The organism is Streptomyces virginiae, assembly GCF_041432505.1.
Classification (GTDB): domain Bacteria; phylum Actinomycetota; class Actinomycetes; order Streptomycetales; family Streptomycetaceae; genus Streptomyces; species Streptomyces virginiae_A.
Map to the genome: position 1 here is coordinate 2,604,217 of NZ_CP107871.1, position 24,641 is coordinate 2,628,857.

At 71.7% G+C, this 24,641-nt stretch carries 26 protein-coding genes; 8 read left to right on the forward strand and 18 right to left on the reverse strand.

The window, feature by feature from the left end; genetic code table 11:
• Positions 1 to 18: 18 nt before the first annotated feature.
• The 5 genes from OG624_RS12210 to hisI all read right to left on the reverse strand — a co-directional run bounded on the left by OG624_RS12210 (position 19) and on the right by hisI (position 3,528).
• The gene (locus tag OG624_RS12210; RefSeq protein ID WP_266357920.1) at positions 19 to 519 is read right to left on the reverse strand and encodes a DUF2752 domain-containing protein; all 501 of its coding nucleotides are present in this window, start codon (positions 517 to 519) and stop codon (positions 19 to 21) included.
• 83 nt (positions 520 to 602) lie between these two features.
• Entirely contained in the window at positions 603 to 854 is a 252-nt protein-coding gene (locus OG624_RS12215; protein WP_030773215.1) for an HGxxPAAW family protein, read from the reverse strand.
• 111 nt (positions 855 to 965) lie between these two features.
• Positions 966 to 1,640 carry a TIGR02234 family membrane protein gene (locus tag OG624_RS12220; protein ID WP_033222017.1) on the reverse strand — a complete coding sequence of 225 codons (675 nt, stop codon included), beginning with the start codon at positions 1,638 to 1,640 and terminating at the stop codon, positions 966 to 968.
• A gap of 14 nt (positions 1,641 to 1,654) precedes the next feature.
• Positions 1,655 to 3,145: an anthranilate synthase component I gene (locus OG624_RS12225; protein WP_033222015.1), complete on the reverse strand. Its 1,491-nt coding sequence runs from the start codon at positions 3,143 to 3,145 to the stop codon at positions 1,655 to 1,657.
• Positions 3,146 to 3,159: 14 nt separating this feature from the next.
• Positions 3,160 to 3,528, reverse strand: coding sequence for a phosphoribosyl-AMP cyclohydrolase (gene hisI, locus OG624_RS12230; protein WP_371639414.1), 369 nt, complete (start codon positions 3,526 to 3,528; stop codon positions 3,160 to 3,162).
• Positions 3,529 to 3,619: 91 nt separating this feature from the next.
• Between hisI and OG624_RS12235 the strand changes: the two genes are divergently transcribed.
• Positions 3,620 to 4,252, forward strand: coding sequence for a TIGR03085 family metal-binding protein (locus tag OG624_RS12235; protein WP_033222013.1), 633 nt, complete (start codon positions 3,620 to 3,622; stop codon positions 4,250 to 4,252).
• Between the two features lie 446 nt (positions 4,253 to 4,698).
• Here OG624_RS12235 and hisF read toward each other — a convergent pair whose 3' ends face one another.
• From hisF to hisD, 8 genes are read right to left on the reverse strand one after another with little or no spacing between them, the layout of a single operon-like run.
• Entirely contained in the window at positions 4,699 to 5,454 is a 756-nt protein-coding gene (gene hisF, locus OG624_RS12240) for an imidazole glycerol phosphate synthase subunit HisF (protein WP_033221755.1), read from the reverse strand.
• Positions 5,451 to 5,843, reverse strand: a complete 393-nt coding sequence (locus OG624_RS12245; protein ID WP_033221753.1) for a RidA family protein — start codon at positions 5,841 to 5,843, stop codon at positions 5,451 to 5,453. Before OG624_RS12245 ends, hisF begins: the two co-directional genes overlap by 4 nt.
• Positions 5,840 to 6,571 (reverse strand): bifunctional 1-(5-phosphoribosyl)-5-((5-phosphoribosylamino)methylideneamino)imidazole-4-carboxamide isomerase/phosphoribosylanthranilate isomerase PriA, encoded by a 732-nt coding sequence (gene priA, locus OG624_RS12250; protein ID WP_033221750.1) that lies wholly within the window; start codon positions 6,569 to 6,571, stop codon positions 5,840 to 5,842. The genes OG624_RS12245 and priA overlap by 4 nt, the downstream gene beginning before the upstream one ends.
• Positions 6,571 to 7,221 (reverse strand): imidazole glycerol phosphate synthase subunit HisH, encoded by a 651-nt coding sequence (hisH, locus tag OG624_RS12255; protein ID WP_033221748.1) that lies wholly within the window; start codon positions 7,219 to 7,221, stop codon positions 6,571 to 6,573. Before hisH ends, priA begins: the two co-directional genes overlap by 1 nt.
• Positions 7,218 to 7,385, reverse strand: a complete 168-nt coding sequence (locus OG624_RS12260) for a hypothetical protein (RefSeq protein WP_030009964.1) — start codon at positions 7,383 to 7,385, stop codon at positions 7,218 to 7,220. The genes hisH and OG624_RS12260 overlap by 4 nt, the downstream gene beginning before the upstream one ends.
• Before the next feature lie 2 nt (positions 7,386 to 7,387).
• Positions 7,388 to 7,981 carry an imidazoleglycerol-phosphate dehydratase HisB gene (hisB, locus tag OG624_RS12265; protein ID WP_030009963.1) on the reverse strand — a complete coding sequence of 198 codons (594 nt, stop codon included), beginning with the start codon at positions 7,979 to 7,981 and terminating at the stop codon, positions 7,388 to 7,390.
• Positions 7,978 to 9,087, reverse strand: a complete 1,110-nt coding sequence (locus tag OG624_RS12270) for a histidinol-phosphate transaminase (RefSeq protein WP_033221745.1) — start codon at positions 9,085 to 9,087, stop codon at positions 7,978 to 7,980. The genes hisB and OG624_RS12270 overlap by 4 nt, the downstream gene beginning before the upstream one ends.
• The gene (hisD, locus tag OG624_RS12275) at positions 9,084 to 10,406 is read right to left on the reverse strand and encodes a histidinol dehydrogenase (RefSeq protein WP_030724511.1); all 1,323 of its coding nucleotides are present in this window, start codon (positions 10,404 to 10,406) and stop codon (positions 9,084 to 9,086) included. The genes OG624_RS12270 and hisD overlap by 4 nt, the downstream gene beginning before the upstream one ends.
• Positions 10,407 to 10,531: 125 nt before the next feature.
• On the opposite strand from hisD, the gene OG624_RS12280 reads away from it, so the two are divergent.
• The 3 genes from OG624_RS12280 to ybaK all read left to right on the forward strand — a co-directional run bounded on the left by OG624_RS12280 (position 10,532) and on the right by ybaK (position 13,469).
• Positions 10,532 to 12,127 (forward strand): hypothetical protein, encoded by a 1,596-nt coding sequence (locus OG624_RS12280; RefSeq protein WP_033221742.1) that lies wholly within the window; start codon positions 10,532 to 10,534, stop codon positions 12,125 to 12,127.
• A 96-nt stretch (positions 12,128 to 12,223) separates the two neighbouring features.
• The gene (locus OG624_RS12285) at positions 12,224 to 12,961 is read left to right on the forward strand and encodes an LON peptidase substrate-binding domain-containing protein (RefSeq protein ID WP_033221741.1); all 738 of its coding nucleotides are present in this window, start codon (positions 12,224 to 12,226) and stop codon (positions 12,959 to 12,961) included.
• A gap of 10 nt (positions 12,962 to 12,971) precedes the next feature.
• The gene (gene ybaK / locus OG624_RS12290; protein ID WP_033221738.1) at positions 12,972 to 13,469 is read left to right on the forward strand and encodes a Cys-tRNA(Pro) deacylase; all 498 of its coding nucleotides are present in this window, start codon (positions 12,972 to 12,974) and stop codon (positions 13,467 to 13,469) included.
• A gap of 150 nt (positions 13,470 to 13,619) precedes the next feature.
• On the opposite strand, the gene OG624_RS12295 is transcribed toward ybaK, so the two are convergent.
• The 4 genes from OG624_RS12295 to OG624_RS12310 are packed head-to-tail and all read right to left on the reverse strand — an operon-like array spanning position 13,620 to position 17,569.
• Positions 13,620 to 14,279, reverse strand: a complete 660-nt coding sequence (locus OG624_RS12295) for a hypothetical protein (protein WP_244290836.1) — start codon at positions 14,277 to 14,279, stop codon at positions 13,620 to 13,622.
• A gap of 47 nt (positions 14,280 to 14,326) precedes the next feature.
• Positions 14,327 to 15,199: an ABC transporter permease gene (locus OG624_RS12300; RefSeq protein WP_106971426.1), complete on the reverse strand. Its 873-nt coding sequence runs from the start codon at positions 15,197 to 15,199 to the stop codon at positions 14,327 to 14,329.
• Complete coding sequence (locus OG624_RS12305) at positions 15,196 to 16,233, reverse strand: ABC transporter ATP-binding protein (RefSeq protein ID WP_078909375.1); 1,038 nt, start codon at positions 16,231 to 16,233, stop codon at positions 15,196 to 15,198. The genes OG624_RS12300 and OG624_RS12305 overlap by 4 nt, the downstream gene beginning before the upstream one ends.
• Positions 16,234 to 16,261: 28 nt before the next feature.
• The gene (locus OG624_RS12310; RefSeq protein ID WP_244290835.1) at positions 16,262 to 17,569 is read right to left on the reverse strand and encodes an NYN domain-containing protein; all 1,308 of its coding nucleotides are present in this window, start codon (positions 17,567 to 17,569) and stop codon (positions 16,262 to 16,264) included.
• Between the two features lie 220 nt (positions 17,570 to 17,789).
• On the opposite strand from OG624_RS12310, the gene OG624_RS12315 reads away from it, so the two are divergent.
• Positions 17,790 to 17,951, forward strand: a complete 162-nt coding sequence (locus OG624_RS12315) for a hypothetical protein (protein ID WP_167745552.1) — start codon at positions 17,790 to 17,792, stop codon at positions 17,949 to 17,951.
• Positions 17,952 to 18,022: 71 nt separating this feature from the next.
• On the opposite strand, the gene dnaE is transcribed toward OG624_RS12315, so the two are convergent.
• Positions 18,023 to 21,565: a DNA polymerase III subunit alpha gene (gene dnaE / locus OG624_RS12320; protein ID WP_033221736.1), complete on the reverse strand. Its 3,543-nt coding sequence runs from the start codon at positions 21,563 to 21,565 to the stop codon at positions 18,023 to 18,025.
• A gap of 173 nt (positions 21,566 to 21,738) precedes the next feature.
• On the opposite strand from dnaE, the gene OG624_RS12325 reads away from it, so the two are divergent.
• From OG624_RS12325 to OG624_RS12335, 3 genes are read left to right on the forward strand one after another with little or no spacing between them, the layout of a single operon-like run.
• Positions 21,739 to 23,064, forward strand: coding sequence for a DUF2252 domain-containing protein (locus tag OG624_RS12325; protein WP_033221735.1), 1,326 nt, complete (start codon positions 21,739 to 21,741; stop codon positions 23,062 to 23,064).
• Positions 23,065 to 23,102: 38 nt separating this feature from the next.
• On the forward strand, positions 23,103 to 23,789 hold the full coding sequence (locus OG624_RS12330) for a hypothetical protein (RefSeq protein ID WP_033221733.1): 687 nt from the start codon (positions 23,103 to 23,105) through the stop codon (positions 23,787 to 23,789).
• A gap of 48 nt (positions 23,790 to 23,837) precedes the next feature.
• Positions 23,838 to 24,632, forward strand: a complete 795-nt coding sequence (locus OG624_RS12335) for a DsbA family protein (protein ID WP_033221731.1) — start codon at positions 23,838 to 23,840, stop codon at positions 24,630 to 24,632.
• The last annotated feature ends 9 nt before the right edge of the window (positions 24,633 to 24,641 follow it).

Consider the following 24,641-nt stretch of genomic DNA (forward strand, 5'->3'; position numbering starts at 1 on the left):
AGGGCCTGCCCAGGGGGCTCAGGGCGCCAGTGCGGAGCCGAAAGAGAGATTTCGGACAATGGAGAAAACCAGTGCCAGGGCCCCGAGCGCCCACCAGGCCTTGGGCCGCAGGACGATCCTCGGGGTCGGCCCGCCGCGGAAGGCGCGGACCAGCCACAGGGCCATGAACCCCGCGAAGACGAAGTAGCCCACGACCGCGAACGCGTTCGCCCCGAGCGCGGTGACCAGGTCGCCCTGCGCGAAGGCGTGCGCGCTGCGCAGGCCGCCGCAGCCCGGGCACAGGACACCCGTCAGCCGGAACAGCGGGCACACCGGGTAGTGGCCGGGCTCGTTGGGATCCACCGCCCCCACGTACGCGAAGGCGGCGGTGACCCCGGCCACGTAGAACGCCGGGACGGCGAGCCGCCGGGCCCGGGACGGCCGTACGACGGGCCGGCCCGGCTCCGCGGGTACGGGCGCCGGCGACGGCGGGGCATCGGGGGTACGGGAGGCGTCCACCTGCTGATTCTCTCCGCTCATGACAAAAGGCGCAGCCCGGCGGGGCCGCGCCTTTCGGTCGCGTTCTTCGAACCGCGTCGCTACGAACCGCGCCGCTCGCGCCCTCAGACCTTGGCGGGAACCTTGGAAGCGGCGATGACCTCGGCGAGGTCCTTGTGGGCGGCCTTCGGCGCGCCCATGCCCGCGGCCTTCATCCCGAGACCGACGACACCGCCGAGCGCGACGACGACGAGGCCGGCCCAGAAGCCGAGCGGGTTCGCGAGCACCATGAAGGCGCCGGAGATGCAGAAACCGATGAAGGCGATGATGACACCGGTCCAGGCGGCCGGGGTGTGTCCGTGGCTAGTGCCCGCCATGAGTTGCTCCTCGTTGCTCTGTCGCGCTGCTGTGTCGAACGTACGGTCCGTGTCGGACGCTCGGCGACCATTGTCCCGCACCGGGCGGCCTCGCCGTCCAGGGGGGTCGGGTCAGTGGGACCGGTCGGCGCCCGGGTCTCCGGTCGGGTCCTCGCCGCGGTCCAGAGCCTTCCACAGATCCTCCGGCCGATCCGGATCAACCGCCGCGACAGTCCGGGCGCGCGGGCTGCCGTCACGCTCGTAGCGGCCCCCCATCGCGGGCCAGGCCCGGCCGAAGCGCAGGGCCAGCAGACCGGCCGCCAGGATCAGGACCGCGCCGGCGGCCGTGACGTACGGCCAGGTCGTCTGCGTCAGCCCGGCCACGTGCGCGGCACTGTCGGCGGTCGTCCGGGCGGCCTGCGCGTCCAGGACCCGGCGGCCGTCGCTGCCCAGGAGCGCGGACAGCGCCGCCCCCAGACCGCTGAGCGCGAGCAGCCCCGACACCAGCAGCCGGCTCTTGCCGCGCACGGCGAAGACGGCGACCAGTGCGGCCAGGCCCACGATGGCCAGCGCCGCGGGCAGGCCGGTGACGGCCCGCCCGTCGGCGGTCAGCTGGAGGGAGTCGCCGCCGATGGCGGCGGTGCCCCGGGCCCAGGTCCGGCCGGAGGCGAGCAGGACGACGGTGGCGCCGAGGGCGCCGAGCAGCAGGGCGACGGCCACACTGCGGCGGCCGCTTCGACCGTCGGTCGCCTCGGGCTCGGCGTCGGCTTCGGTTCGGGGTGGGGGTACGGCACTCACGTACCCCACTATCCCTTACGCCCTCAAGAGCCGTGGAGGCGGTTCGCCGCTCCCACCGCGCGCAGCACGGCGGCCGCCTTGTTGCGGCACTCGTTGTCCTCCAGCTCCGGCACCGAGTCGGCGACGACACCGGCCCCGGCCTGCACGTACGCCGTGCCGTCGCGCAGCAGCGCGGTGCGGATGGCGATGGCCGTGTCGGAGTCCCCGGCGAAGTCCAGGTAGCCCACGCAGCCGCCGTAGAGGCCGCGGCGGGAGGGCTCCAGCTCCTCGATGATCTGCATGGCCCGCGGCTTGGGCGCGCCGGAGAGGGTGCCCGCCGGGAAGCAGGCGGTGAGCACGTCGAAGGCCGTCTTCCCCTCCGCCACACGCCCGGTCACGGTGGAGACGATGTGCATGACGTGGGAGTAGCGCTCGATCGACATGAAGTCGACGACCTCCACCGATCCCGGCTCGCAGACCCGGCCGAGGTCGTTGCGGCCCAGGTCGACGAGCATCAGGTGCTCGGCGCGCTCCTTGGGGTCGGCCATCAGCTCGTCGGCGAGGTCGTTGTCCTCCTGCGGGGTCGCGCCGCGGTGGCGGGTGCCGGCGATGGGATGGACCATCGCCCGCCCGTCCTCCACCTTGACCAGCGCCTCCGGGCTGGAGCCGACCACGTCGAAGCCGTTCTCGAAACGGAAGAGGTACATGTACGGGGACGGGTTCGTGGCACGCAGTACCCGGTAGACGTCCAGCGCGGAGGCCTGGCAGGGGGTCTCGAACCGCTGCGAGGGCACCACCTGGAAGGCCTCGCCGGCCCGGATGCGCTCCTTGATGTCCTCGACGGCGTCCTGGTACTTCTCGCCGCCCCACAGCGCGGAGAACTCGGGCAGCTCGGAGGCGGGCAGCGGCGTGGGGGTGTACGGGGCGGGGCGCGCGAGGTCCGCCTCCATCGCGTCCAGCCGGGCCACCGCGTCCGCGTACGCCTCGTCCACCCCGGTGTCGAGGTCGTTGTGGTTGATGGCGTTCGCGATGAGCTGGACGGTGCCGTCCCAGTGGTCCATGACCGCCAGGTCGGAGGTGAGCAGCATGGTCAGCTCGGGCAGCTCCAGGTCGTCGGCGGTGTGCTCGCCGATGCGCTCCAGGCGGCGCACGATGTCGTAGCCGAGATAGCCGACCATGCCGCCGGTGAAGGGGGGCATCCCGGCGGCGAGGTCACGGGGGGTGTGCAGGGCCTCGACGGTGGCGCGCAGGGCGTCGAGGGGGTCGCCGTCGGTGGGGAGGCCGACGGGCGGGGTGCCGATCCAGTGCGCGCGGCCGTCCCGCGAGGTCAAGGTGGCGTCACTGCGGACCCCGATGAAGGAGTACCGGGACCAGGAGCGGCCGTTCTCGGCGGACTCCAGGAGGAAGGTGCCGGGGCGTTCGGCTGCCAGCTTGCGATAGAGACCGACGGGGGTGTCCCCGTCGGCCAGCAGCTTGCGGCTCACGGGGATGACGCGGCGGTCGGCCGCGAGCTTGCGGAACGTCTCAAGATCCATTTCGGGGACCCTACCTAGTCGGCTGCGCGGAGGAGGACATCTTCGTCGAAACAGGTGCGTGCCCCGGTGTGGCAGGCCGCTCCGACCTGGTCGACCCGGACGAGCACGGTGTCGGCATCGCAGTCGAGCGCGACGGATTTCACGTGCTGGAAGTGGCCTGACGTGTCCCCCTTCACCCAGTACTCCTGGCGACTGCGGGACCAGTAGGTGCAGCGGCCGGTGGTCAGGGTGCGGTGCAGGGCCTCGTCGTCCATCCAGCCGAGCATGAGCACCTCACCGGTGTCGTACTGCTGGGCGATGGCCGGGACCAGCCCGTCCGCGGAACGCTTGAGGCGCACGGCGATGGCGGGGTCGAGATTGCCGGGGCGGGGGGACGTACTCATGTGGCCATTGTGCCGGGCCGGGGCGGGGGTGATGATCCCCGTCCGCCTGATGAGCGGGTGTTCGGCGGGTTCCCGCCGTAGGCTGGCCCGCATGTCTACCCATGCGAAGCGTGAACGCCTGCTCCTGGCGGACCTGTTGGAGGCGGCCGGTCCGGAGGCCCCCACGCTGTGCGCCGGCTGGACCTGCCGCGACCTGGCCGCGCACGTGGTGGTGCGCGAACGGCGGCCCGACGCGGCGGGCGGTCTGCTGCTGAACGTGCTGAAGGCCCGCCTGGACAAGGCGATGGAGGAGTACACGGCCAAGCCGTACGAGGAACTGATCCAGTTGATCAGGACCGGCCCGCCGAGGATGTCGGTGTACTCGCTCAAGCAGATCGACGAGGCGGCGAACGCGGTGGAGTTCTACGTCCACGCGGAGGACGTCCGACGGGCACAGCCGGACTGGTCCCCGCGGGAACTGGACCCGGTGTTCTCCGACGCGCTGTGGTCCCGGCTGGAGAAGCTGGCACGGCTGACGGGGCGCCGGTCGCCGGTGGGCCTGGTGCTGAGGCGCCCGAACGGGCAGACGGCGGTGGCGCACAAGGGCGCGCCGGTGGTGACCGTGACCGGCGAGCCGGGCGAACTGACGCTGTTCTGCTTCGGCCGGCAGGACGCGGCGGCGGTGTCGCTGGACGGCGAGAAGGAGGCCGTGGCCAAGCTGACGGTGGCGGCCCTCGGCATCTGACCCCTGCCCTGGCCGGGCGGTGCGGGAGCGTTCCGGGTGCGGTCCGGTGGTCGCGCCTCAAGCGCCGGCGGGGCTTGGGTGGGGCTTCGGGTGGGGCGGTGCCCCTGCGGGGGCTCTCCTCGGCTCGCGCGACGCGGCCATGGTCCTGCTGTGGGACCTGGGTTGCGCGCTCGTCCTGCGGGGAGCCCCCGCAGTGTCACCGCCCCACGGCCCTGGGAGAAGGCGCCCGGGGGTGGGGGTGTGGGGACGGTGGGGGGTGTCCCCGCAGGACGAGCGCGCAACCTGGGCCGTACGGCCGGGACGTGGCCGCGCCGCGCGAGCCGAGGAGACACCCCCCGCCGGCCCCACACCCCCACCCCCCACACGACCGCCCCCGCCCAAGCGGAGCCAACCCCAGCCCCGCCGGCGTTTGAGGCGCGGCCACCGGGCCGCACCCGGAAACGGGATCAGCGGACGGGGTGGCCCGCTTCGCGGAGGGCCGACTTGACCTCCGAGATGCGCAGGTCGCCGAAGTGGAAGACCGACGCCGCCAGCACCGCATCGGCCCCCGCCTCGATCGCCGGGGCGAAGTCGGCCAGGCGACCCGCGCCGCCCGAGGCGATCACCGGGACCGTGACGTGCTTGCGGACCGCCGCGATCATCTCGACGTCGTAGCCGTCCTTGGTGCCGTCCGCGTCCATCGAGTTGAGCAGGATCTCGCCCGCGCCCAGCTCCGCGGCCCGGTGCGCCCACTCGACCGCGTCCATGCCGGTGCCCTGTCGGCCGCCGTGCGTGGTGACCTCGAAGGTTCCGGCGGCCGTACGGCGCGCGTCCACGGACAGGACGAGGACCTGCCGGCCGAAGCGTTCCGCGATCTCCTGGATCAGCTCGGGGCGGACGATGGCGGCCGTGTTCACGCCCACCTTGTCCGCTCCCGCGCGCAGCAGTTTGTCGACGTCGTCGGCCGTCCGGACGCCGCCGCCCACCGTGAGCGGGATGAAGACCTGCTCGGCGGTGCGCCGCACCACGTCGTACGTGGTCTCGCGGTTCCCGGAGGACGCGGTGATGTCGAGGAAGGTCAGCTCGTCGGCGCCCTCGGCGTCGTACAGCTTGGCCATCTCCACCGGGTCGCCCGCGTCGCGCAGGTTCTGGAAGTTGACGCCCTTGACGACCCGGCCGTTGTCCACGTCCAGGCAGGGGATCACGCGTACGGCGAGGGTCATTCCGCCACCGCCTTGTACGCCTCGACCTCCACCTCGACGACCATGCTGGGGTCGACGAAGCCGGAGACGATGAGCATGGTCGCGGCCGGGCGGACCGCGTCGAAGAGTTCCTTGTGGGCGCGGCCCACGTCGTCCACGTCCCGGGCGTGCGTCAGGTACATGCGGGTGCGCACGACGTCCTCGGGGCCGAGGCCGGCCTGGGCGAGGGCCTTGAAGGCGACGCCGAAGGCGGCGACGGTCTGGTCGTAGGGGCCGCCCGCGTCGGCCGCGGTGCAGCCGGAGACCAGGACCAGGCCGTTGGGGAGGGCCACGGCGCGCGAGTAGCCGATGACGTCCTCGTAGGCACCGCCGGAGGAGATGCGGCGGATGTCGGTGGAGGGGTTGCTCATGCGGAGACCACCTTCAGGGCTTCTTCCAGGGTGAAGGCCTTGGCGTACAGGGCCTTGCCGACGATCGCGCCCTCGACGCCCTGCGGGACCAGTGCGGACAGCGCCCGCAGGTCGTCGAGGGAGGAGATGCCGCCGGAGGCGACGACGGGCCGGTCGGTGGCGGCGCAGACGTTCTGCAGCAGCTCCAGGTTGGGGCCGGTGAGCGTGCCGTCCTTGCCGATGTCGGTGACGACGTACCGGGCGCAGCCTTCGGAGTCGAGGCGGGCGAGGGTCTCGTAGAGGTCGCCGCCTTCGCTGGTCCAGCCGCGGCCCTTGAGGGTGGTGCCGCGGACGTCGAGGCCGATGGCGATCTTGTCGCCGTGGTCGGCGATGGCCTTGGCGGCCCACTCGGGGGTCTCCAGGGCGGCGGTGCCCAGGTTGACGCGGGTGCAGCCGGTGGCGAGGGCCGCGGCGAGCGAGGCGTCGTCGCGGATGCCGCCGGACAGCTCGACCTTGATGTCCATGGCGCGGGTGATCTCGGCGACCAGGGCGCGGTTGTCGCCGGTGCCGAAGGCGGCGTCCAGGTCGACCAGGTGCAGCCATTCGGCGCCGGAGCGCTGCCAGGCCAGGGCCGCTTCCAGCGGGGAGCCGTAGGAGGTCTCGCTGCCGGACACCCCGTGCACGAGGCGGACGGCCTGGCCGTCGCGGACGTCGACCGCGGGCAGGAGTTCGAGCGTGGGTGCGGTCATCACAGGGTCTCGATCCAGTTGGTGAGGAGCTGGGCGCCGGCGTCGCCGGACTTCTCGGGGTGGAACTGCGTGGCCCACAGGGCCCGGTTCTCCACCGCCGCCACGAAGCGCTCGCCGTGGGTGGCCCAGGTGACCCTGGGGGCGCGGATCGCCGCGTTGGTGACTTCGAGGCTCCAGTCGCGCGCCGCGTAGGAGTGCACGAAGTAGAACCGGGCGTCGGCGTCCAGGCCCTTGAAGGCCTGGCTGTCGGCGGGGGCCTCGACGGTGTTCCAGCCCATGTGGGGGACGATCGGGGCCTTGAGGGGGCCGACCGTGCCGGGCCATTCGTCCAGGCCCTCGGTCTCGACGCCGTGCTCGATGCCGCGTTCGAAGAGGATCTGCATGCCGACGCAGATGCCCATGACCGGGCGGCCGCCGGAGAGCCGGCGGCCGATGATCCAGTCGCCGCGGGCGTCCTTGAGGCCCTGCATGCAGGCGGAGAAGGCGCCGACGCCGGGGACGAGGAGTCCGTCGGCGTCCATGGCCTTGTCGTAGTCGCGGGTGATCTCGACGTTCGCGCCGACGCGGGCGAGGGCCCGCTCGGCGGAGCGGACGTTTCCGAAGCCGTAGTCGAAGACGACGACGTTCTTGGTGGGGCGGACTGCGCTCATTCCCAAATTCCCTGGATTCGCAGGACTCCGGCGGCCAGACACATCGCGGAGGCCAGAGCGAGCAGAATGATGACCGATTTGGGCATCTTCTGCTTCTGGAAGGAGTAGACGCCCCCGGCCAGGAACAGGCCGAGGACGATCAGGATGGTGTTCAGGCCGTTCACGGCTAGAGGGCGCCCTTCGTGGAGGGCAGGATGCCGGCCGCGCGCGGGTCGAACTCGGCGGCGTAGCGCAGGGCCCGGGCCAGGGCCTTGAACTGGCACTCCACGATGTGGTGGGCGTTGCGGCCGTAGGGGACGTGGATGTGCAGGGCGATCTGGGCCTGCGCGACGAAGGACTCGAAGATGTGCCGGGTCATCGTCGTGTCGTACGTGCCGATCATCGGCGCCATGTTCTCGGGTTCGGTGTGCACGAGGTAGGGGCGGCCGGACAGGTCGACGGTCACCTGGGCGAGGGACTCGTCGAGCGGCACGGTGCAGTTGCCGAAGCGGTAGATGCCGACCTTGTCGCCGAGGGCCTGCTTGAAGGCGGCGCCGAGTGCGAGGGCGCTGTCCTCGATGGTGTGGTGGCTGTCGATGTGCAGGTCGCCCTCGGTCTTGACGGTGAGGTCGAAGAGGCCGTGGCGGCCGAGCTGGTCGAGCATGTGGTCGTAGAAGCCCACGCCCGTCGAGACGTCGACCTGGCCGGTGCCGTCGAGGTTTATCTCGACGACGACCGAGGTCTCCTTGGTGGTCCGTTCGACCCGTCCGATGCGGCTCATGCGTGCTGCTCCTTCTTCAGTGCGCGAACCGCTTCCAGGAACGCGTCGTTCTCCGTCGGGGTGCCGGCGGTGACCCGCAGCCATCCCGGTACGCCGTTGTCCCGGACCAGGACGCCCTGGTCGAGGATCTTCTGCCAGGCGGTGTGCGAGTCCTCGAACTTCCCGAACTGGATGAAGTTCGCGTCGGAATCGGTGACCTCGAAGCCGAGGGCCCGCAGTTCCACGACCAGGCGGTCGCGCTCGGCCTTGAGCTGCTCGACGTAGCCGAGCAGGGTGTCGGTGTGTTCCAGGGCGGCCAGTGCGGTGGCCTGGGTGACGGCCGACAGGTGGTACGGCAGGCGCACCAGCTGGACGGCGTCGACGACGGCGGGGTGCGCCGCCAGGTAGCCCAGGCGCAGACCGGCGGCGCCGAAGGCCTTGGACATGGTCCGGGAGATCACCAGGTTCGGGCGGCCCTCGATGAGGGGCAGCAGCGAGTCCCGGTGGCTGAACTCCACGTACGCCTCGTCGACGATCACCAGGGACGGCTTGGCCGCCTGCGCGGCCTCGTAGAGAGCGAGGACCGTCTCGGCCTCGACCGCGGTGCCCGTGGGGTTGTTGGGCGAGGTGATGAAGACGACGTCGGGGGCGTGCTCGGTGATCGCCCGCTCCGCCGTGTCCACGTCGATGCGGAAGTCCTCGCGGCGCGGGCCGGAGATCCAGCCGGTGCCGGTGCCGCGGGAGATCAGCGCGTGCATCGAGTAGGAGGGCTCGAAGCCGAGCGCGGTGCGGCCGGGTCCGCCGAAGGTCTGCAGCAGCTGCTGGATGACCTCGTTGGAGCCGTTGGCGGCCCATACGTTCTCGCGCGCGACGGGGTGCTTGCCGGTACGGGTGAGGTAGGCGGCCAGCTGGGTGCGCAGCTCGACCGCGTCCCGGTCGGGGTAGCGGTTGAGGGTGCGGGCCGCCTCGGCGACGCGCTCGGCGATCCGCGCGACGAGCTCGGCGGGCAGCTCGTACGGGTTCTCGTTGGTGTTCAGCTGGACGGGTACGTCGAGCTGCGGGGCGCCGTAGGGGCTCTTGCCGCGCAGCTCGTCCCGGATGGGCAGGTCGTCGATGCCGAAGCTCACTGGGTGGGCACCTTCCATCCGAAGCGCGCCTTCAGGGCGGCGCCGTGCGCGGGCAGGTCCTCGGCCTCGGCCAGCGTCACCACGTGGTGGGTGACCTCGGCGAGGGCGTCCCGCGTGTAGTCGACGATGTGGATGCCGCGCAGGAAGGACTGCACGGACAGGCCGGAGGAGTGGCAGGCGCAGCCGCCGGTGGGCAGCACGTGGTTCGACCCGGCGCAGTAGTCGCCGAGGGAGACCGGGGCCCACGGGCCGACGAAGATCGCGCCGGCGTTGCGTACGCGGGCGGCCCAGGCGGCGGCGTCGGCGGTCTGGATCTCCAGGTGTTCGGCGCCGTACGCGTCGACGACCTTGAGGCCGTCCTCCAGGCTGTCGACCAGCACGATCGCGGACTGCTTGCCGGCGAGGGCGGGCTTGATCCGGTCCTCGACGTGCTTGGTCGCGGCGACCTGCGGCTCCAGCTCCTTCTCGACGGCGTCCGCGAGCTCCGCGGAGTCCGTGACGAGCACGGCGGCGGCCAGCGGGTCGTGCTCGGCCTGGCTGATCAGGTCGGCGGCGACGTGCACCGGGTCGGCCGTGGAGTCGGCGAGGACGGCGATCTCGGTCGGGCCGGCCTCGGTGTCGATGCCGATCTTCCCGGTGAAGTAGCGCTTGGCGGCGGCGACCCAGATGTTGCCGGGGCCGGTCACCATGTTGACCGGCAGGCAGTCCTCCGTGCCGTACGCGAACATCGCGACGGCCACGGCGCCGCCGGCCGCGTACACCTCGTCCACGCCGAGCAGGGCGCAGGCGGCGAGGATCGTCGGGTGCGGCAGACCGCCGAACTCCTTCTGCGGCGGGGACGCGAGCGCGATCGACTCGACGCCCGCCTCCTGGGCCGGTACGACGTTCATGACGACGGAGGACGGGTACACCGAGCGGCCGCCCGGGGCGTACAGCCCCACGCGCTCCACCGGAACCCACTTCTCGGTCACGGTGCCGCCGGGGACCACCTGGGTGGTGTGCTCGGTGCGGCGCTGATTGCGGTGGACGATCCGGGCGCGCCGGATCGACTCCTCCAGGGCGGCGCGGACGGCCGGGTCCAGCTGCTCCAGGGCGGCCTTGATCGCCTCCGTGGGCACCCGGACCTGCGAGAGCTCGACCCCGTCGAACTTCTGCGCGTACTCGATCAGCGCCGCCGTGCCACGATGATGGACGTCCTCGCAGATGGGCCGCACCTTCTCCAGGGCAGCTTCTACGTCGAACTCGGCACGGGGCAGCAGATCGCGCAGGGCGCCACCCTCGGGGAGGGCGTCACCGCGCAGGTCGATACGAGAGATCACCTCACAATTCTCTCAGACCGCTTCACGCCACCGTCCGCCCGTATCACTGGCTGATACAGGTCCCGGATGTCACAGGGGCCCGATAGCGTTCCCCTACACGTAGATGACAGCGGAGGGGGGCCGCCGTGACCGAGGCGCGCACGGACGAGGAACCGGCGGATCTCACCGCTTCGGAACGCCGGATGTGGGACGCGTACCGCACGGGCAGCGTCTGCGATCTCAGCACCCGCGCCGCCGATCGGGACGATCCGCACTCCGAGCACGTCTGGGGGCCCGAGCGCAGCGTCCGGGCCCGGGTGGTCGCCCGGCTGCTGCTGCACGGGCCGCCGCCGGTGCCGGGCCGGGTGGCGTCGCTCAAGCTGCGGGGGGTGCGGATCAGCGGGCGGCTGGAACTGTCCGGTGGCACGGTGGCCCCGTACGTGGAGCTCCAGTCCTGTCGCTTCGACAGCGAGGTCCAGCTGTCCGAGGCCCGTTTCGGCACGCTGCGGATGGTCAACTGCGCGATACCCCGGTTGGAGGCCGCCCGGCTGCACACCGAGGGTGATCTGCACCTGCCGCGTTGCCGGGTGGCGCGCGGCATCCGGCTGACCGACGCGCAGATCGGCACCGACCTGCTGGTCAGCCAGGCCGTGGTGCAGCGGGACAACAAGGGCCGGGCGATCGCCGCCGACGGGCTGTCCGTCGCGCAGGACCTGCAGGGCGAGCTGCTGGAGGCGTACGGGGAGGTGAGCATGCGCGGAGCGAAGGTCGGCGTGTCGATGAACCTGCGCGGTGCCCGCCTGCGCAACCCGTCCGGGCGGTTCGCGCTGAACGCCCCGCAGCTGACGGTCGAGCGGACTCTGTACCTGACCTCCATCGCGCTGGACTACGCGGCGTACGGGGGCACCTCCACTCCCCCGTACGGGCTGGGGCCGACGCCGGTGCGGGGCCGGCGGGCCCGGTACTTCGAGTGCCTGGGCGGGCTGCGGCTGGACGACGGGCGGTTCGGGGACGCCATCGACTTCTACGGCGCCCGGTTCACGCTCACCGACGAGCAGGAGATCTCCCTGCGCCGGATCCAGACCCCCGAGTTCCGGTTCGTCGGCGAGCGGCCGGAGCAGGGTCGGGTGGTGGTGTCCGGGGCCAAGGTGGTCAAGCTGGTCGACACCTCCACGAGCTGGCCGGGCCCGGGCGGGCTGTCCATCGAGGGGTTCGTCTACGAGAACCTCGCGCCCCGGGGTCATTTCCCGCTCTCCCGCCGCCTGGAGTGGGTGGCGGCGGCCACTCCGGAGTTCTCGCCGGAGCCGTACGAGCGGCTGGCGGCGGTCCTGCGGGCCAGCGGCGAGGACCAGGAGGCCCGCGAGGTGCTGCTGGCCAAGCAGCGGCGGCGCCGGGCCACGCTGCCGGCCGCCCCGAAGGCGTGGGGGTACCTCCAGGACTGGACGGTGGTCTACGGCTACCGGCCGGGCCGGGCCGCGCTGTGGATGCTGGTGCTGTGGGCGGCGGGGGCGTTCACGTTCTCCCAGCTGGATCCGCCCGCGATCAAGGCGGACGAGCACCCGCAGTGGAGCGCCGCCCTGTACGCGCTGGACCTGCTGCTTCCGGTGATCGACCTCGGTCAGCAGGGGCAGTGGAAGCTGGAGGGCGGCTGGCAGTGGGGGGCGGCGGGCCTGGTCGTCATGGGCTGGATCCTGGCCACGACGGTGGCGGCGGGGGCCTCGCGGCTGCTGCGGCGGGGGTGACGGCGGCGGGGGTCGTCCGGTGGATCGCGCCCATGCCGCCGTCCGCCCCTCAAACGCCGGACACCCTCCGGGGCCCGGGCGATTACCCTGTGCCAGGTGACCACCGTTCGCCTGCCACTCTTCCCGCTGAACTCGGTGCTGTTCCCGGGACTCGTCATCCCGTTGAACATCTTCGAGGAGCGTTATCGCGCCATGATGCGCGAGCTGCTGAAGACGGGCGAGGACGAGCCGCGCCGCTTCGCGGTCGTCGCGATCCGCGACGGCCGGGAGGTCGCTCCGACCGCGCCCGGCCTGCCGGACCAGACGGCCCTGCCCGAGCGCGGCCCGGCCGCCGGCTTCGGCCCCGACCCGATCCAGGCCTTCCACCGGGTGGGCTGCATCGCCGACGCGGCGACCGTCCGGGAGCGGGAGGACGGCAGCTTCGAGGTCCTGGCGACCGGTACGACGCGGGTCCGTCTGCTCTCGGTCGACTCCTCGGGCCCGTTCCTGACCGCGGAGCTGGAAGAGCTCCCGGAGGACGCGGGCGACGGCGCGGGCGTGCTGGCCGAGGGGGTGCTGCGGGCCTTCCGCAACTACCAGAAGCGGCTGGCCGGGGCCCGTGAGCGGTCCCTGACGGGCGCGGAGCTGCCCGACGAGCCCTCGGTGGTCTCCTACCTGGTGGCAGCGGCGGCGGTGCTGGACATCCCGGCGAAGCAGCGGCTGCTCCAGGCCCCGGACACCGCGACGCGGCTGGCGGAGGAGCTGAAGCTGCTGCGCACGGAGACGGCGGTGATCCGTCACCTGCCGTCCTTGCCGGCGGTGGAACTGACCCGTGCCCCGACGAGCCCGAACTGAGCGCACACCGATGGCGAAGAAGTCCAAGCAGGCGGCAGGTACCCCGGCGATCGTCGCCCTGACGGCGGCGGGCGTCGCGTTCACCACGCACGCGTACGAGCACGACCCGGCCCATCCCTCGTACGGGGAGGAGGCGGCTCAGGCGCTCGGTGTCTCGCCCGCCCAGGTGTTCAAGACGCTGGTCGCGGACGTGGACGGCGTCCTGACGGTGGCGGTGGTCCCGGTCTCGGGATCGCTGGACCTCAAGGCCCTGGCGACGGCGGTCGGCGGCAAGCGGGCGGCGATGGCCGACCCGGCCCTGGCGGAGCGCACCACGGGCTACGTCCGCGGCGGCATCTCCCCGCTCGGCCAGCGCAAGCGCCTCCGTACGGTGATCGACAGCTCGGCCGCGGCGCACGCCACGATCTGCTGCTCGGCGGGCCGCCGAGGCCTGGAGATCGAACTGTCCCCGTCGGACCTGGCCACCCTCACGGCCGCCACCCTGGCCCCCATCGGCCGCCAGAATTAGCCCCGCCGGCGCTACTTCCAGCCCCGCCGGCGCTTCTTCCAGCCCCGCCGGCGTTTGAGGCGCGGGGTCCGGGGCGGAGCCCCGGGAAACGGAGAAAGGGCGGGGCGGGGCAGGCTCCGCGCAGCGGCCCACCCGTACCCCCCGGGAGGGTCAGGCGCGCGGGGGCTCCGGGGTCGAGCGGGCCGGGTCGGCGGACGTCGGCGCCTGGTAGGCCCCCGACCAGGCGAACACGGGCTCGGGATCCGGATCCCGCGGGGTCCACAGCGCGGTCATCCCGAGGTGCAGCAGCACGGCGGTCATCGGCCACGCCAGCAGCGCCCCGTGCGCGAGCAACTCCAGCGGCGCGTCGAAGGCGACCCCCTCGCCCGCCTTCTTCGCGGCGGCGACCAGGTCCGACGACGGCCCCAGCCACAGCCCGAACCGCCACCCCACGAGCGCCCCGAAGACGGACCCGACCGCGAGCCCGATCACCAGCGGCACGCCACCGGACCGTCGCCACAGGAAGGTGCCGACGGCGCTGAGCACGCCCAGCCCGAGGGCCAGCAGGAAGAAGGTGCCGTCGGAGGCGATCCGCGCTTCGCTCTCGGGGCTGCGCAGGAACACCGCCTCACCGTTGGAGACGTACTGCACCCGGGGGGCCAGCCACACCCACAGCAGGCCGAGGAGCAGTCCGGCCACTCCGAGGAGCAGGGCGACGACGGCCCCGTCCCGGATGTCCTCCGGGGTGATCGCCCGCGCGGCGGCTCCCGGCTTCTCGGGCTGGAGCGGCGGCGGGTCGAGGGGGGACTGCGGGGTCACGGCTTCGGTCACCCCCACATCGTGCCAGGTGTGCCCGGCAGCGGCGTCGGCGGACCGTGTCAGCGGACGGCCGCCCGGCGGTACGCCCAGGTCGCGACGGTCAGCGAGAGCACCCCGACGGCCCCGCACACGCCCAGGTCGAAGGCGACGGCGGCCCAGTCCGGATCCGGGGCGAAGGTGCGGGCGAAGGCCTCGACTCCGTACGTGGACGGCAGCAGGTCCCGGGCCCACACGATCACGGCCGGCATCCGCTCCGGCGGCAGCACCCCGAGGAGCAGCGCCGCGGACATGCCGAGCTGCCCCGCGAGGGTGGCCAGCTCCTGTCGGGGGGCCAGCAGTCCCAGCGCCGCGCCGAGCCCGGCCAGCGCGGCTCCGGCCAGCGGTACCACCGCGGCCAGGATCCACAGCCCGCTCATCGGCAGCCCGAACAGCAGGCATCCGAAGACGGCGGTGACCAGGGTCCCCGGCAGGGTGAAGGAGGCGTACGCGGCGGCCGCGCCCAGGACCACCGACGCGGGCGGCACGGGCAGGGTGGCGTAGTGGTCGAGCCCGCCGCCGGCCCGCAGCTGCCCGAAGTACTGGGCGAGCAGGTTCAGGGCGACGAAGGCGACGACGAGGACCGAGGAGCCGGCGACGACGGCGCGGGCCTCGGAGCCCCCGTCGACCACGCCCCGCATGAGGATCATGATGCCGACGGACTGGAAGGTGGCGACGAACAGCAGCGGGATCCGGGCCACCCGGGCCCGGGACAGTTGGGCCCGGTAGACGGCCGCCAGGGAGGGGAAGAATCGCGCGCGGGGCGCCAGCGGCGCGGGCTGCGGTGCCTGTGCGCGGCCTTCGGTGGCGCCCGCCGGCGCGGCGCCCGCCGGGGGTGCCGGCACGGTGTCGGGCGCGAGCACGGCCCGGACCGCCCCCGTCGAACGGTCGCTCACGACTTCACCAGCCCTTTCGTCTTGCCGCCGAGGGCGAGGTACACGTCTTCCAGGCTGGGGGTGGCCAGGGTGAAGTCGTCGAGCGCGGCGAAGGCCGGGCTTCCGGTGACCGAGGCCACCGCCGCCCTCGCCTCGTCCGGGGCCAGCCGGAGCACCCATCGGCGGCCGAACTCGGCGGCCCGGTCGCGCAGTCGGGCGACCTCCGGGACCTCCAGCGGAGCGCTCTCGCGCCACACCAGTTCCAGCCGGACCTCGCCCGAGACGGTGGCCTTCAGGCCGGACGGGGTGTCGCAGGCGATGACCTTGCCCTGGTCGATGACGGCGACCCGGTCCAGGACGGTCTCGGCCTCGATGACGTTGTGGGTGACGAGCAGGACCGTGGCGCCGTGCTGCGCGCGCCTGCGGTCGACGGCGGACCACACGGCGCGCCGGGCGACCGGGTCCATGCCGGTGGTGGGCTCGTCGAGGACCAGGACGGGCCGCTCCCCCGCCAGCGCGGTGGCGAAGCAGGCGAGGCGGCGCTGGCCGCCGGAAAGTTTCTTCAGGGGCCGGCCGGCGATCGGGGCCAGCCCGAGTTCCTCCAGTACGGCGTCGCGCGCGGCCCGGGCGGCGCGGACGTCGAGGCCGCGCAGCCGCCCGGTGGTCTCGACGGCGAGCGCCACCGTGAGCTCGTCCAGGGCGGTGGACTCCTGGCCCAGGTAGGCGAGCAGCCGGGAGGCCCGTTCGGGGTGGCGTACGAGGTCGTGGCCGAGGAGGGTCACGGAGCCGGAGTCGGGCCGCATCAGGCCGGTGAGCTGGCGGACGAGGGTGGACTTGCCGGCGCCGTTGGGGCCGAGCAGGCCGAAGATCTCGCCGCGCCGGACGTCGAGGGAGATCCCGTCGTTGGCGCGGGTCTCGGGCAGGGCGGGAGCGCCGCGCCGGCCGCGTACCGCGGGATACGTCTTGACGAGGTCACGCACCGCGCAGATGACGTCCGGCGCCGCTCCCGCGGCCGCCGCCGTGCTGTTCCCCGCCTGTGCTGTGCCCGTACTCACGAGGGAGCAGCCTACGGGGTTCCCGGCCCTACTCGGCCGTCGGGGTCAGCGGGGCGGTGAGGTCGCCGGGGGTGGATCCGGGCCCGGAGGTGGGTACGGCGGCCACGTGTTCGGCGGCGGCGCGGACGTCGATCTCCCGCCAGAACCCGGCCCGGATGGCGTACCGGTCGTGCTCGTCGATCTGGTCGTCCTTGTGCGCGAGCAGCCCGAACCGGGCGGCGTAGCGCAGGAGTTCGCCGTCGATCCGGTGCGGGATCCGGGGGTACATGGTGGCCAGCTTCTGCAGGTGCACGGTCTCCGGGAGGCGTTCCATCCAGCGTCGGGCGAACACCTGTCCCACCTCGAACGGGTCGCCGCCGACGGTGGTGATGTCCTCCTCGCGGTCGGCCCAGCGCTGTTCGGCGCTGGTGAGTTGGGCGAGGGTGGGCAGCGAGGCGGTCTCGGCGGGCTCGCCCAGCGGGCCGGCCCGGTCGATCCATCCCTTGTCGGAGGACCAGCGCAGGGCGCTGGCGGGGGCGTGGGCGCCGCTCGCCGCGGTCTGCGGGCCGTTCTGCTGGCCGGTGGCGCGCAGGGCGCCGGCCAGGTCCTTGGGCGTGGGGACCGGCTTGCCGCCGGGGGTGGTGGGGGCCGGTACGGGGACTCCGTCGCCGTCCTCCGGTCCGGTGGCGGCGGCGCCGTTGCGGGCGGCCTCGGCGAGCGCGGCCTCGGGCAGCGGGGCCGAGAGGATGGCGGCGATGTCGGGGCGGGGGGCGGGCGGTGGGGAGCACAGTCCGGTGAGGTCCTTGGCGCGGACGGCCCGGGTGATCCAGGCGCGGTCCAGGACGCGGCGTTCGTCGGCCTCGGCGACGAGGTCCTCGGACTGGTTGTAGTCCCCGTCGGCGGCCTGGACGGCCCACAGGTGGACGGCGACCCCGTGTTCCTTGGCGGACATCAGGCCGGGCAGCAGGTCTCCGTCGCCGGTGACGAGTACGACGTCGGAGCAGGCGCGGTTGCGGGCGAGCTCGGTGAGCTCCGCGTGCATGGCGGCGTCGACGCCTTTCTGCGCCCAGCGGCCGTCGCTGCGGGTCAGGGCGCCGAGGCGGACGGTGACGCGGGGCATGACGCGCAGCCGCCGGTGTTCGGGCTGGGGCACCCGGTCGGGCGCTCCGTCGAACCAGTAGATGCGCAGCAGGGGCTGCTCGGTGTCGGCCTCGGCCCGTTCGCGCAGGCCTTGGATGAGGGCGGCATGGTCGATGGTGATCCGGGAGCGGGAGGGCTCCCCGGCGAGAAGGCTGGCGGCGGCACCCAGCAGGTAGCCGGCGTCCACCAGGACGACGCAGCGGTCCACGCGTTCCACCCTCTTCCCTGGGGGTCCTCTGTGCTTTGCGGCGGTTCCCCGAGTCTGCCCGACCCCAAGGGTGTTGAAGGCCGGAACTCGATCATCGGCGTGGCGGATCTCACGGTCGACGGGGCGAGAGACATCGACTACGCGCAGTAATGATCCAAAATGCGCGGTTTCTGGCGTTGTGTGAGTGTGAAGGCGGTCCTGGCCCCTAGACCCTCATGGAGGCTCCACCATGGCCAAGAACAAGAACCAGAAGCAGCCCGCCAAGCAGCAGGCCCGGTCGGGGCAGGATCCGACCAAGGGCTCGTCGGAGACCGAGTCGATGCCTTCCTCGGCCCCGAGCCCGATGGACATGGCGCACAAGCGCAAGGAGAAGAAGTTCGGCCACAACTGACGGCCGTAACGCGCACGCGGAAGGGCCCGCCCGGAGTACCGGGCGGGCCCTTCCGCGTGTGTTCCGGGGTGCTATCCGGCCAGGCAGGACGGTCCGAGCAGCACCTTGAGGTCGCCGAAGAGCGCCGGGTCGGGCTGGACGCGGTGCTTGTCGAGGCGGAGCACGGTGGTGGTCCGCGGACCCTGGAGTTTGATCCGTACCTCGGTGTTGCCCTTGTGGTGGCGAAGGATCTCGCCCAGACGGGTCACCATCGGCGGCGTGACCTTGACGGTGGGGATGGTGAGGACCACCGGGGCGTTGGTGCCGGCCGAGGAGAGGTCGGGAACCATCATCTCCATGGCGACCAGGCGGGGGACGTCCTCGCGCTTGTCGAGGCGGCCCTTGACGAAGACCACGGTGTCCTCGACCAGCTGGGTGGAGACGAGCTGGTAGGTCGCCGGGAAGAACATGCATTCGATGGAGCCGGCCAGGTCCTCGACGGTGGCGATGGCCCAGGCGTTGCCCTGCTTGGTCATCTTGCGCTGGAGGCCCGAGATGATGCCGCCGATGGTGACGACGGCGCCGTCGGAGTGCTCGCCGCCGGTCAGCTGGGAGATACCGGCGTCCGTCTTGTCGGAGAGCACGTGCTCCAGGCCGAAGAGCGGGTGGTCGGAGACGTAGAGGCCGAGCATCTCGCGCTCCTGGGCGAGCAGGTAGGACTTCTCCCACTCGACGTCGGAGAACTCCACGTCCAGACCGAAGCCGGGCTCGTCGCTCGCGTTCTCGTCACCCATCCCGCCGAAGAGGTCGAACTGCCCCTCGGCCTCCTTGCGCTTGACCGCGACCACGTTGTCGATCATCGACTCGTGGTGGGCGACCAGGCCCTTGCGGGTGTGGCCCATCTCGTCGTAGGCGCCGGCCTTGATCAGCGACTCGACGGTGCGCTTGTTGCAGACGACGGCCTCGACCTTGTCCAGGAAGTCGGGGAAGGAGGAGAACTTCCCCTTGGCCTTCCGCGTCCGGATGATCGACTCGACGACGTTGGTGCCGACGTTGCGCACCGCGGTGAGGCCGAAGAGGATCACGTCGTCGCCCTGGGCGGCGAAGTTCGGCTCGGACTCGTTCACGTTCGGGGGCAGGACCTTGATGCCCATCCGGCGGCACTCGTTCAGGTAGATCGCGGACTTGTCCTTGTCGTCCTTGACCGAGGTGAGCAGACCGGCCATGTACTCGGCCGGGAAGTTCGCCTTGAGGTAGGCGGTCCAGTAGGAGACCAGGCCGTACGCGGCCGAGTGGGCCTTGTTGAAGGCGTAGCCGGCGAAGGGGACCAGGACGTCCCAGAGAGCCTTGATCGCCGCGTCGCTGAAGCCCTTGCCCCGGGCGCCCTCCTCGAAGATGACGAAGTTCTTCGCCAGTTCCTCGGGCTTCTTCTTGCCCATCACGCGGCGCAGGATGTCGGCCTCGCCGAGCGAGTACCCGGCGATGATCTGGGCGGCCTTCTGGACCTGCTCCTGGTAGACGATCAGGCCGTAGGTGACCGCGAGGACCTCTTCGAGCGGCCCCTCCAGCTCGGGGTGGATCGGGGTGATCTCCTGCTGCTTGTTCTTGCGCAGGGCGTAGTTCGTGTGCGAGTTCATGCCCATCGGGCCCGGCCGGTACAGGGCCGAGACGGCGGAGATGTCCTCGAAGTTGTCGGGCTTCATCAGGCGCAGCAGGGAGCGCATGGGCCCGCCGTCGAACTGGAAGACGCCGAGGGTGTCACCGCGGCCGAGCAGTTCGAAGGTCTTGGGGTCGTCGAGCGGGAGGCCGAGGAGATCGATGTCGATCCCCTTGTTGGCCTTCACCATCTTGACGGCGTCGTCCATGATCGTGAGGTTGCGCAGGCCCAGGAAGTCCATCTTCAGCAGGCCGAGCGACTCGCAGCTCGGGTAGTCCCACTGGGTGATGGTGACGCCGTCGGTGTGCCGCACCCAGACGGGTACGTGGTCGGTGATGGTCTCGCTGGACATGATCACGCCGGCGGCGTGCACGCCCATCTGGCGGACCAGGCCCTCCACACCGCGGGCGGTGTCGATGACCTTCTTCACGTCGGGCTCGTTCTCGTACATCCCGCGGATCTCGCCGGCCTCGCCGTAGCGGGGGTGCGTCGGGTCGAGGATGCCGGAGAGCGGGATGCCCTTGCCGAGGACGTCGGCGGGCATGGCCTTGGTGAGGCGGTCGCCCATCGCGTACGGGTAGCCCAGGACGCGGGCCGAGTCCTTGATCGCGTTCTTGGCCTTGATGGTGCCGTACGTGCCGATCATGGCGACCTTGTCGGCGCCGTACTTCTCGGTCACGTACCGGATCACCTCGACGCGCCGACGCTCGTCGAAGTCGATGTCGACATCGGGCATGGAGACGCGCTCGGGGTTCAGGAAGCGCTCGAAGATCAGGCCGTGGGTGAGCGGGTCGAGGTCGGTGATGCCCATGGCGTAGGCGACGATCGAACCGGCCGCGGAGCCTCGGCCCGGGCCCACCGCGATGCCCTGGTTCTTGGCCCACATGATGAAGTCGGCGACGACGAGGAAGTAGCCGGGGAAGCCCATCGAGATGATCGTGTCCATCTCGTACTCGGCCTGCTGCATCCGGTCCTCCGGAATGCCTCCGGGGTAGCGGCGGTGCATGCCGCGCATGGTCTCCTCGCGGAACCAGCTGACCTCGGTGTGGCCGTCCGGGATGTCGAACTTCGGCATCAGGTTCCGGAACTTGAACATGCCCTCGGTGTCGACCTGGTCGGCGACCAGCCGGGTGTTGGCGCAGCCCTCCTGCCAGGCGTCCGAGGAGTCGATCGCGTACATCTCGTCGGTCGACTTCAGGTAGTAGCCGGTGCCGTCGAAGCGGAAGCGGTCCGGGTCCGAGAGGTTCTTGCCGGTCTGGATGCAGAGCAGCGCGTCGTGGGCGGTGGCCTCGCTCGCGTACGTGTAGTGCGAGTCGTTCGTCACCAGCGGCGGGATGCCGAGCTTCTTGCCGATCTCCAGCAGCCCGTCGCGGACCCGGCGCTCGATCTCGATGCCGTGGTCCATCAGCTCCAGGAAGTAGCGTCCCTCGCCGAAGATGTCCTTGTAGTCGGAGGCGGCCTGCACGGCCTCGTCGAACTGGCCGAGGCGCAGCCTGGTCTGGACCTCGCCGGACGGGCAGCCGGTGGAGGCGATCAGGCCTTCGGACCACTTGGAGATGGTCTCCTTGTCCATCCGCGGCCACTTCGTGAGCCAGCCCTCGGCGTAGGCGTCGGAGGACAGCCGGAAGATGTTGTGCAGGCCGGTGGCGTTCGACGCCCAGATGGTCTTGTGGGTGTAACCACCGGAACCGGAGACGTCGTCGCGCTTCTGGTGCGGCTGGCCCCACTGGATGCGCCGCTTGTTGCGTCGGGACTCGGGGGCGACGTACGCCTCGATGCCGATGATCGGCGTGATGCCGGCCTTCTGCGCGGTGTGGAAGAAGTCATAGGCGCCGTGCAGGTTGCCGTGGTCGGACATGGCGATGTGCGTCATGCCCATCTCGTTGCACGCGTTGAACATGTCCTTCAGCCGCGCGGCACCGTCCAGCAGCGAGTACTGGGTGTGGACGTGCAGGTGCGTGAACGGCGGCTTTGTCACGGCGCGGGTCCTCCGGCGGCGGGGGGTGAGGGGGCAGCTTCGAATCCTACGTCGGCCGGCTGACAGATCACGGGCACTGACCGGTACGGTCGGGCGTTGCAGAACCAGGAGGGCCGATCCGACGTCCGGTCGATCGGAACCTGAAACAGCCCGTGCACCAGGAGGAACCCGCCATGGCGGTCCCCGAGACGACCGACGAGCAGCGCGCCGAGCAGATCCTCGACGTGTTCGACACCGCGTTCGGTGAGCTGCTCGCCGCCGACCCCGCTGCCTTCCAGGTCAAATTCCGCAAGATGGCGGCTTCGGCCTTCGCCTTCTACCGGGGTACGGCCTGCCTCTTCTACTCCGACCTGGAGCGGGACCGGCACGGCGGCCCCTACCTGGACGAGCGGACGGGTCGGGTGTGGATCCACGGCGACCTGCACGCCGAGAACTTCGGCACGTACATGGACTCCAACGGCCGGCTGATCTTCAACGTCAACGACTTCGACGAGGCCTATGTCGGCCCCTTCACCTGGGACCTGAAGCGCTTCGCGGCCTCCGTCGCGCTGATCGGCTACACCAAGGCGCTCAGCGACGACCAGATAAGCGAGCTGGTGCGGATCTACGCGGCCGCCTACCGGGAGCGGATCCACCGGCTGGCCACGGGTGCGAAGAATGACGAGGTGCCCTCCTTCACCCTGGACACCGCCGAGGGCCCGCTGCTGGACGCGCTGCGCTCGGCCCGCTCCCGGACGCGTTTCTCCCTGCTGGACTCGATGACGGAGATACGGGACTACGAGCGCCGCTTCACCTCCGGCGGCGGTTCCATCGAACTGGACGCCGCGACCCGCTACAAGGTGCTGGCCGCCTTCGACGGCTACCTGGAGACGCTTCCCGACGAGTCCCTCGTGCGCCCCGACTCCTACCGGGTCAAGGACGTGGTCGGTCGCCGGGGCGTCGGCATCGGCTCGGCGGGCCTGCCGTCCTACAACATCCTGCTGGAGGGGCACAGCGACGCCCTGGAGAACGACGTCGTGATCTACCTCAAGCAGGCGCAGACCCCGGCGGTCTCCCGGCACATCACGGACCGGGCGGTGCGGGAGTACTTCCTGCACGAGGGGCACCGCACGGTGATCTCGCAGCGGGCCCTGCAGGCGCACGCCGACCCGTGGCTGGGCTGGACCGAGCTGGACGGCGCGGGTCAGCTGGTGGCGGAGGTCTCCCCCTACGCGGTGGACCTGGACTGGTCGGACCTGGACGACCCGGAGGAGATCGCGGCCGTGGTCGCCGACCTCGGTCGGGCGACCGCGACCATGCACGCGTCGGCGGACGAGGCGGAGAGCGGACAGTCCCTGGTGCCGTTCTCCACCGAGCGGGCCATCGACGCGGCGATCGCGGCCGACGAGGAGGGCTTCGCGGAGCTGCTCGTGGACTTCGCCCACGCGTACGGGGCCCGGGCGCGCGCCGACCACCAGATCTTCGTGGACCTCTTCCGTAACGGGCGTCTCACTCCCTGAGCCGCTGTTCCACAGGAACGCATGGCACACTCGCGAGGATGGACATTTCCGGGACGGGACTCAGGGGGCTGCGGGCCGCGCTGTTCAGCGCGCTCGTGGTACTGCTGTCGTCCGGCTCGCACGTCCTGATGTCCCAGGTCCCGCTGCCGCCCACGCTGGTGGCCGGGGCCTTCGCAGGTGTGTTCGCGATCGCCTACGCGCTGGCCGGCCGCGAACGGGGCTTCGGCCCCATCGCCGGGCTGCTCGTACCGCTGGAGCTGGCCGCCGACACCGTCTTCACCACCGGGCAGCACCTCTGCTACGGCCCGGCCGGCGGCCCCGTCGCGGGCCCGCTGCGCGCCATGGGCCTGGACGCCCTGTGCGGCGGCACGCCGGTGGGCGGACCGTTGGCCGAGGTGACCGGGCCGGTCGACGCGGCCGCGCTGCTGGCCTCGCCCGGGCCGTACACGCCCTGGCTGCTGCTCGGCGCCCACGTCTCGGTCGGGCTGCTGGCCGCCGCCTGGCTGGGCCACGGCGAGCGTGCGCTGGGCCGATCGCTGCGGGCGGTGGCCGCCTTCGCGTTCCGGCCGCTGCGGCTGGCCGCCGCCTCGGGCGCGGCGACCTCCAGGCCGGCGCGGGCACTGTCGCGCTCGGTCCGCTCGGCCGCCGGGGCCCGTACCCGCTTCCCGGCACATTCCGTGGGACGGCGGGGACCTCCCGTGCTCGGCGCGCTCGCCCGCGCCTGACGCACGTACGGCAGTCCCTTCCACACGTCACACCCCACGGAGATCATGATGAGTTCACGCAACAGCCACGCGAACAAGGCAGCGGCCCGCGAGCGTCTGCGCGCCGAGCGCGAGGCCCAGGCCAAGAAGGACAAGGTGCGCCGCCAGGTGATCGTGGCGGGCGGCGTGGTCCTCGCCCTCGGCGTCATCGGCGCCATCGGCTACGGGGTCATGCAGGCCAACCAGCCCGGCCACTGGGAGAAGGCCGCCACGGCCGAGCTGGTCAAGCCGAAGAACACCGCGGGCGAGGACGGCACCACGGTCGTCATCGGCAAGCCCGAGGCGAAGAAGACCCTGGAGCTGTACGAGGACTCGCGCTGCCCGGCCTGCGCCGCCTTCGAGCAGGCGTCCGGCGAGCAGATCAAGAAGGACGTGGACGCGGGCAAGTACAAGCTCCAGTACGTCGGCGCCACCTTCATCGACAACGCCGTCAAGGGCGAGGGCTCGAAGAACGCGCTGAGCGCGCTGGGCGCGGCGCTGAACGTCAGCCCGGAGGCCTTCCTGGAGTACAAGGGGGCGCTGTACTCCAAGGAGCAGCACCCGGAGGAGACCGTCGACAGCTTCGCGAAGGACGACTTCCTGCTGAAGGTCGCGGACACGGTGCCGGCGCTCAAGGGCAACGCCGAGTTCAAGAAGGCCGTCGAGGACGGTACGTACGACCGGTGGGCGCTGGAGATGTCGAAGTCCTTCGACAAGTCCGGGGTGAAGGGCACGCCGACCCTGAAGATGGACGGCAAGAAGATCGACACTCCGCAGACGGCGGAGCAGTTCACGGCGGCGATCGACAAGGCGCTGCAGGGCTGATCCCGGGGC

What these genes read in the sequence shown, in the direction of transcription:
- OG624_RS12330 (WP_033221733.1), top strand. Translation starts at nt 23,103, where the DNA reads ATGGACATTTCCGGGACGGGACTCAGGGGGCTGCGGGCCGCGCTGTTC.
- OG624_RS12210 (WP_266357920.1), bottom strand. Translation starts at nt 519, where the DNA reads ATGAGCGGAGAGAATCAGCAGGTGGACGCCTCCCGTACCCCCGATGCC.
- OG624_RS12335 (WP_033221731.1), top strand. Translation starts at nt 23,838, where the DNA reads ATGAGTTCACGCAACAGCCACGCGAACAAGGCAGCGGCCCGCGAGCGT.
- hisB (WP_030009963.1), bottom strand. Translation starts at nt 7,981, where the DNA reads ATGAGCCGCATCGGACGGGTCGAACGGACCACCAAGGAGACCTCGGTC.
- hisI (WP_371639414.1), bottom strand. Translation starts at nt 3,528, where the DNA reads ATGAGTACGTCCCCCCGCCCCGGCAATCTCGACCCCGCCATCGCCGTG.
- OG624_RS12315 (WP_167745552.1), top strand. Translation starts at nt 17,790, where the DNA reads ATGGCCAAGAACAAGAACCAGAAGCAGCCCGCCAAGCAGCAGGCCCGG.
- OG624_RS12235 (WP_033222013.1), top strand. Translation starts at nt 3,620, where the DNA reads ATGTCTACCCATGCGAAGCGTGAACGCCTGCTCCTGGCGGACCTGTTG.
- ybaK (WP_033221738.1), top strand. Translation starts at nt 12,972, where the DNA reads ATGGCGAAGAAGTCCAAGCAGGCGGCAGGTACCCCGGCGATCGTCGCC.
- OG624_RS12225 (WP_033222015.1), bottom strand. Translation starts at nt 3,145, where the DNA reads ATGGATCTTGAGACGTTCCGCAAGCTCGCGGCCGACCGCCGCGTCATC.
- priA (WP_033221750.1), bottom strand. Translation starts at nt 6,571, where the DNA reads ATGACCGCACCCACGCTCGAACTCCTGCCCGCGGTCGACGTCCGCGAC.
- hisF (WP_033221755.1), bottom strand. Translation starts at nt 5,454, where the DNA reads ATGACCCTCGCCGTACGCGTGATCCCCTGCCTGGACGTGGACAACGGC.
- OG624_RS12245 (WP_033221753.1), bottom strand. Translation starts at nt 5,843, where the DNA reads ATGAGCAACCCCTCCACCGACATCCGCCGCATCTCCTCCGGCGGTGCC.
- hisH (WP_033221748.1), bottom strand. Translation starts at nt 7,221, where the DNA reads ATGAGCGCAGTCCGCCCCACCAAGAACGTCGTCGTCTTCGACTACGGC.
- OG624_RS12215 (WP_030773215.1), bottom strand. Translation starts at nt 854, where the DNA reads ATGGCGGGCACTAGCCACGGACACACCCCGGCCGCCTGGACCGGTGTC.
- OG624_RS12325 (WP_033221735.1), top strand. Translation starts at nt 21,739, where the DNA reads ATGGCGGTCCCCGAGACGACCGACGAGCAGCGCGCCGAGCAGATCCTC.